This window comes from Methyloceanibacter sp. (assembly GCF_050999895.1).
Classification (GTDB): Bacteria; Pseudomonadota; Alphaproteobacteria; order Rhizobiales; family Methyloligellaceae; genus Methyloceanibacter.
Map to the genome: position 1 here is coordinate 1 of NZ_JBPCOU010000007.1, position 5,995 is coordinate 5,995.

Below are 5,995 nucleotides of genomic sequence, written 5' to 3' on the forward strand. Positions count from 1 at the left end.
GCACCGTCAGCACGGCCGGCGCCGAACGTGTACACCCATTTCGGGGACGTTCTCTTGACCGTCTCGGCCTTACCCATCACGCCTTCCAGTGGCTGACGCATAGGAGCCTTTCTAGCGGTCTCAAGGCCGAGGCACAAACGAGCGAGCCTGGATCAGCCCCGGTCGGCCTTGGATTCCCGCGCGCGGACATGCGCTATGAAGTCGCCGCTTGGGATCACGCGTCCGCGCTCTGGAACGCTGCACAACTGATAGGTCCAGCAGGTTATGCGGTCACCGCTTTTAAGCTGCACCTCTACCGTGATGCGGTGATAGTCCTCATCCTCCGTGCCCTCATAGACGTCGAGCTCCGCGAGCAGGATGCCGTCCTCGGGCAAGGCAAATACGTCGCCAATCACGCCGCTCCCGGCGTCCGCCGCGAAGGTAGCGCCTGGATAATAACCAAAATCGTAAAGAATGCCGGGGGCACTGCCTTTGCCGATCAGCTTGGCACCGGTCAGCAGCCGCCGCGCCATCCTATGCGCGCTCTCCGCTCTCAAGGTGCCATAAGCGAAAAGATGGTCGGGCATGGCGGCGCGTCGATCATCCTTCGATCTTGGAAAAGTCGGCGACAGTCTGCGTCGTGGCGCGGATGCGGTTCAGGAGGCGCAAGCGGTTCTCGCGCAACTCCGGCTCGGTTGCATTCACCGTGACGGTGTCGAAGAACTCATCCACGGGCGTGCGCAACAGCGCCATTGCCGCCATGGCCGCCTCGAAATCTTCATTGGCGACGGCGGACGCGGCCGCCAGCTCGACCTCGTCGACCGCTTTGGCCAGCGCCTTTTCCTGCGGCCGTTTGAAGAGGTTGGGATCGGGCGGCTGATCGTAGGTCCGACCGTCCTTCTTCTCCTCGATACGCAGAATGTTGATCGCGCGCTTGGTGCCGGCGAGAAGATTGGCGCCGTCTTCGGTATCGAGAAAACGTCCGAGCGCATCGACGCGGCGCACGATCATGAGCAGGTCGTCCTGAGCGCCGAGCGCGAATACGGCGTCGATCAGATCGTGACGTGCGCCCTGGTCGCGCAGATGCACCTTGAGCCGGTCGGCGAAGAAATTGAGCAGGCTGGGCGCGACCTCAATAATTTTACCGTCATCACCGGGCTTGTCCCGGTGATCCACGCTTTTGCCTCCCGCTAGGCCGTGGATGGCCGGGTCAAGCCCGGCCATGACGAGTTGGGACTGGATTGAGTGTAACAAAGGAAGGCGGATGCCATTCTCCAGAACGAGGCGGATGACGCCAAGCGCGGCGCGGCGGAGCGCGTACGGGTCCTTGGACCCGGTGGGCTTCTCGTCGATGGCCCAGAAACCGACCAGCATGTCGAGCTTGTCGGCGAGCGCGACGGCGATGGCCTCGGGCTCGCGCGGCACCGCATCGGTCGGGCCTAGCGGCTTGTAATGCGCAGCGATAGCTGCGGCGACGGCTTCGTTCTCCTGCTGGTCGAGCGCGTAATAGCGGCCCATCACGCCTTGCAGCTCGGGAAACTCGCCGACCATGCCGGAGAGGAGATCCGCCTTGGCCATGATCGCGACGCGCTCGGCGAGATCGGGATCGGCGCCGACCAGCGGCGCGATTTCGCGCGCCAGCATGCGCACGCGCTGCACGCGGTCATATTGCGTGCCGAGCTTCTCGTGGAAGATGATATCCTTGAGCTTCGGCACCCAGTCTTCGAGACTGGCTTTGCGGTCCTGATCGAAGAAGAATTTCGCATCCGCGAGCCGCGCCGCGATCACGCGCTCGTTGCCGGCGATAATGGCCTTGCCGCCGTCTTCCGCGTCGAGATTGGCAACGACGATGAAGCGGTTGGCGAGGTCGTCGCCCTTTTTCAGCGAGAAGGCCTTCTGATGCGCCTTCATCGAGGTGGCGAGCACTTCGGGCGGCACTTCGAGGAAAGCGTCGTCGAACGTGCCCATGAGAACAACGGGCCATTCGGTGAGACCTGCGTTCTCGGCGAGCAGTGCCTCGTCCTCGACGAGCGTCAGACCTTCCATCTTCGCCGCTTTGCGCGCAGCGTCGAGAATAAGGGACGCACGCTCGGCGCCATCGAGGACGACGAAGGCGTCTTTCAGTTTCTGCACATAGTCACGGAAGCTCCTCACACAAAACGGCTTCGGCGCCATGAAGCGATGCCCGCGGGTCTCATCGCCGCTTTGAAGACCGTCGATCGCGAAGGGCACGGTTTTGCCGTCGAGCAGGCAAAGGATGGAGTGCAGCGGACGCACCCAGCGGAGCTTGCCGCTGCCCCACCGCATGGATTTCGGCCAGGGGAAATTGCGTACGATCTCCGGTACGATCTCGGCGACGACCTCGGCAGTCAGGCGCCCGGCGCGCTCGAGGAGCGCGACGTAGTAGCTGCCCTTCTTGTCCTCGCGCGTCTCCGCATCCTTGATCGACTCCAGCCCTGCGGACTTGACGAAACCCTGGATCGCGGCGTCGGGCGTATCGACGCGCGGCCCTTTCTTCTCCTCGCGCACATCCGGCGAACGCGCCGGCAGGCCCTCGACCACAGCGGTCAGGCGTCGCGGCGTGGCGAAGCTGCTGATGCCGGTGAATTCAAGGCCAGCGGCGCGAAGGCCGTCGCCGAGCAGGCGCGCGAGATCATCCTTGGCGCGGGATTGCATGCGCGCTGGGATCTCCTCGGAGAAAAGTTCGAGCAGCAGCTCACCCATTGGCGGCGCCGCCTGCTTCGGTCTTGAGCCACGCCGCGCAGCACGCCTTGGCAAGATCGCGCACGCGCAGGATGTAAGCCTGCCGCTCCGTCACGGAGATCACGCCGCGCGCATCGAGCAGATTGAAGATATGCGATGCCTTGATAGCCTGGTCGTAAGCGGGCAGCGCCATCAGGTGGCGCTCGCTGGAATCGCCGCGTTCGAGCAGCGCTTGGCATTCCGTTTCCGCGGCGCGGAACTGGTCGAGCAAGAGAGCCGTATCGGCGTATTCGAAATTGTAGCGCGAATATTCCTGCTCGGCCTGGAGGAACACATCGCCATAGGTGACTTTGTCCTTGCCGTCCCTACCGTTGAAGTTGAGGTCGTAAACGCGGTCGACGCCCTGCACATACATTGCGAGGCGCTCAAGCCCGTAAGTCAGCTCGCCCGCGAGGGGATCGCAGTCGAAGCCGCCAACCTGCTGGAAGTATGTGAACTGCGAGACCTCCATGCCGTCGCACCACACCTCCCAACCCAGGCCCCAAGCGCCGAGCGTCGGACTTTCCCAATCGTCCTCGACGAAGCGGATGTCATGGTTCTTGGGATTGATGCCGATGGCGACGAGGCTCTCCAGATAGAGGTCCTGGATGTCGGGTGGCGACGGCTTCAGGATCACCTGGAACTGGTAATAATGCTGGAGCCGGTTGGGGTTCTCGCCGTAACGGCCGTCCTTCGGGCGCCTGGTCGGTTGCACATAGGCGGCACGCCAGGGTTTAGGCCCGAGCGAGCGCAAGGTGGTTGCGGGATGGAAGGTCCCTGCCCCCATCTCCATGTCGTAGGGCTGGAGGATGACGCAGCCTTGGTCGGCCCAATAGCGCTCAAGCCGCAGGATCAGATCCTGAAACGAGAGGGGCGCTTCGGCCCGAACCGGTTTCCTCAGCTTGCTCATCTCACCAGACCGCCGATTCCCATCGATTGGCGCGGACGCTAATCGCGTCTGCAGCGCAAGGAAAGCCAAAGCTTTTCGGAGATAACAATGGCCGCCCGGTTAACGGTTCGCGTCAGACGCCTATCGCGCCCGTTGCCGTGGCCGGTAAACGCCTGTCGCCGGGTCGCGCACCAGAGGAATCGCATTCGCCTCCTCGCGCTGTTCCATGGCCTCGCGCGCACGCGCGACTTCGCCGGCGATGCGGCGCTGCTCGTCGCGATACCATTTCCGCGCCAGGAACATGCCCGCTCCGGCTGCGACGAGAATGAGAATCTGCGGCATGATCTAAAGTCCAAAACGCGACCAAAGCGCGCGCGCTTCGACCGCGGAGATAAAGTCGGCAGCCAAGCCGCCGGGTGAAAATCCGAAATCGAGCGCCCCGCCTTCGGCGAAGACGCTGCGCCTACGCCGGAACCAGCTCGACGGCGCGCTGACCAGCCTCAAACGCACGTCGTCGCCGTAAAGCTCACGCATCTTGGTGCGGGCGTCCGATAGCCCGTCGATAAGACCCAGCTCGCGGGCTTTGGTTCCGGACCAGAACGCGCCGCTGAACAGAATCTCGTTGGAGAAGTCGACCTTGCCGCGGCGGCGCTCCTTCACAAGATCGATAAAGGCAGCATGCACGTCGCGCTGGATGTCCTTTATGCGCTCCACATCCTCGGGCTTCTCTGGCAGGAAGGGATCGAGCGTGTCCTTGTTGGGGCCCGCGGTATAGACGCGGCGCTCGACACCGATCTTGGCAAGCAGTTCGGGGAAGCCGAAGGTCGCGGTGATGACGCCGATCGAGCCCACGATCGAGCTCGGGTCGGCATAGATTTCGTCGCCGGCTAGCGCCAGCAGATAGCCGCCCGATGCCGCGACGTCCTCGGCAAAGACATAGACCTTGAGCCCCTTCTCCGCCGCGAGCGCACGGATGCGGTGATGGATCAGCATGGACTGCACGGCCGAGCCGCCGGGCGAATTGATCTGAATGGCGACGGCCTTGGCGCCGCGCATCGAAAACGCCTTCTGGATGGCGGCGGCGCTCGTGGACAGGGAGAGCCCAGGCCTAAGCGGGGTGACGACGCCGATGGGGCCGCTGAAGCGTAGAACCGGTATCAGAGGGCCGCGATTAACCAGAGCGGCGGGGAAGTAGCTTTTCCAACCCTGCCCTTCGGCTCCGCTCGTGTCGGCAAACACAGTCTTCATGTCGGGCACAGTAGCGGTCTCAGGTGTTGAAATCAAAGGCGCCGCCCCCAATTCTGTCCAATAGGGGCCATTTCGAGGCGCTTCTAAGCATTGGGTAACGCAGCCTCCGGGTCGGCAATAAGGCCGAAACATTTCCTTGCTATAAGACCCGCTCCGAGGTGGTGGAAACCCATCTCACCGGCGCGTTCCAGTGCCTGAACGGCCGTTTTAGGAGGAGTACAATGAAGAAGCTTGCAACTTTGCTGGTGGCAGTCGGCGCGCTCATGCTCGCCTTTATTAACGTGGCTCCGAACTCCGCGGAAGCCGGTTGGCGCCGCTGGGGCGGTGGCTGGGGCCCTGGCGTGGCCGTCTATGTCGGCCCGGGCTACGGCTACGGTTATGGTCCGCGGGCCTATCGGCCTTACCGTTATTCATACGGCTACGGCTATCCCTACGCCGCTTATCCCTATTGGCGTACAGGCCGCTATTGGCGCCGCGGTTGGTACTAAGGCGCCAAGCCAAACCGGCGATCATCAAGGGCCATTCCCGAGCCTCGGGAGTGGCCCTTTGCTTTTGCCGCCCCCGCTTTCCGGCTGAACGCCGGATGAACATCAGCCTCAGCTTCGGTTCAGCACGACATCTCTAAAACGGGATCAAGAGAGAGACGTCCTCTGCTCTTGAACTGAACCCAAGGCGCCCGAAAAGGCGCCACTCGTTGAAGGATGATCCCATGCTGAAGACAACCTTCATCGCTGCTGCCGCCGTCTTGTTCCTCGCACTCGGCGCTTCGACCGCCGACGCCAAGGATGGCCATCGCGGCGACTGGGGCAATCACGGCAACTACGGCAACCGTGGCCACAACAAATAGTGGTTCAATTACTCCTGGTATCAGCCCCGCTGCACCTACGAGCTGCGGCCGACCCAGGCGCGGTGGCACGGGGCATTGGAGACCATCTGGCGCAACGTCCAGGTCTGCTACTAGCGGCCTGACGGTCCGGGAGTGCTCCTCCTCCCGGGCGCATCGAGGCTGCCGCCTGTCCCCCCCGGGCGGCAGCCTTTTTTCGTTAGCCGTCGAGATCCAGCCTCTCGCCTTGCCGCAACACCGCCTCCGCCTTCGCCGTGTAGCGCCCATCGTCATGGTGCAAGACCAATCCCGGC

The 5,995-nt window shown here is 63.1% G+C and carries 7 protein-coding genes; 2 read left to right on the forward strand and 5 right to left on the reverse strand.

Features of this window, described 5'->3' with window-relative positions:
- Nucleotides 1–152: 152 nt before the first annotated feature.
- The 5 genes from ACR2J1_RS00475 to ACR2J1_RS00495 form a co-directional block, all read right to left on the reverse strand.
- Nucleotides 153–566 carry a gamma-glutamylcyclotransferase family protein gene (locus ACR2J1_RS00475; RefSeq protein ID WP_434017376.1) on the reverse strand — a complete coding sequence of 138 codons (414 nt, stop codon included), beginning with the start codon at nt 564–566 and terminating at the stop codon, nt 153–155.
- A 13-nt stretch (nt 567–579) separates the two neighbouring features.
- A complete protein-coding gene (gene glyS, locus ACR2J1_RS00480) occupies nt 580–2,703 on the reverse strand; it encodes a glycine--tRNA ligase subunit beta (protein WP_434017377.1) in 2,124 nt (707 codons plus the stop codon).
- Nucleotides 2,696–3,631: a glycine--tRNA ligase subunit alpha gene (locus tag ACR2J1_RS00485; protein WP_434017378.1), complete on the reverse strand. Its 936-nt coding sequence runs from the start codon at nt 3,629–3,631 to the stop codon at nt 2,696–2,698. Before ACR2J1_RS00485 ends, glyS begins: the two co-directional genes overlap by 8 nt.
- Nucleotides 3,632–3,751: 120 nt before the next feature.
- Nucleotides 3,752–3,952: a hypothetical protein gene (locus ACR2J1_RS00490; protein ID WP_434017379.1), complete on the reverse strand. Its 201-nt coding sequence runs from the start codon at nt 3,950–3,952 to the stop codon at nt 3,752–3,754.
- 3 nt (nt 3,953–3,955) lie between these two features.
- The gene (locus ACR2J1_RS00495; RefSeq protein WP_434017380.1) at nt 3,956–4,858 is read right to left on the reverse strand and encodes a S49 family peptidase; all 903 of its coding nucleotides are present in this window, start codon (nt 4,856–4,858) and stop codon (nt 3,956–3,958) included.
- Between the two features lie 221 nt (nt 4,859–5,079).
- Here ACR2J1_RS00495 and ACR2J1_RS00500 point away from each other — a divergent pair, with 221 nt between their 5' ends.
- Together ACR2J1_RS00500 and ACR2J1_RS00505 are read left to right on the forward strand one after the other, a co-directional pair.
- A complete protein-coding gene (locus ACR2J1_RS00500; RefSeq protein ID WP_434017381.1) occupies nt 5,080–5,346 on the forward strand; it encodes a hypothetical protein in 267 nt (88 codons plus the stop codon).
- A gap of 221 nt (nt 5,347–5,567) precedes the next feature.
- Nucleotides 5,568–5,705, forward strand: a complete 138-nt coding sequence (locus ACR2J1_RS00505) for a hypothetical protein (protein WP_434017382.1) — start codon at nt 5,568–5,570, stop codon at nt 5,703–5,705.
- Nucleotides 5,706–5,995 lie beyond the last annotated feature (290 nt).

What these genes read in the sequence shown, in the direction of transcription:
- ACR2J1_RS00475 (WP_434017376.1), bottom strand. Translation starts at nt 566, where the DNA reads ATGCCCGACCATCTTTTCGCTTATGGCACCTTGAGAGCGGAGAGCGCG.
- glyS (WP_434017377.1), bottom strand. Translation starts at nt 2,703, where the DNA reads ATGGGTGAGCTGCTGCTCGAACTTTTCTCCGAGGAGATCCCAGCGCGC.
- ACR2J1_RS00485 (WP_434017378.1), bottom strand. Translation starts at nt 3,631, where the DNA reads ATGAGCAAGCTGAGGAAACCGGTTCGGGCCGAAGCGCCCCTCTCGTTT.
- ACR2J1_RS00490 (WP_434017379.1), bottom strand. Translation starts at nt 3,952, where the DNA reads ATGCCGCAGATTCTCATTCTCGTCGCAGCCGGAGCGGGCATGTTCCTG.
- ACR2J1_RS00495 (WP_434017380.1), bottom strand. Translation starts at nt 4,858, where the DNA reads ATGAAGACTGTGTTTGCCGACACGAGCGGAGCCGAAGGGCAGGGTTGG.
- ACR2J1_RS00500 (WP_434017381.1), top strand. Translation starts at nt 5,080, where the DNA reads ATGAAGAAGCTTGCAACTTTGCTGGTGGCAGTCGGCGCGCTCATGCTC.
- ACR2J1_RS00505 (WP_434017382.1), top strand. Translation starts at nt 5,568, where the DNA reads ATGCTGAAGACAACCTTCATCGCTGCTGCCGCCGTCTTGTTCCTCGCA.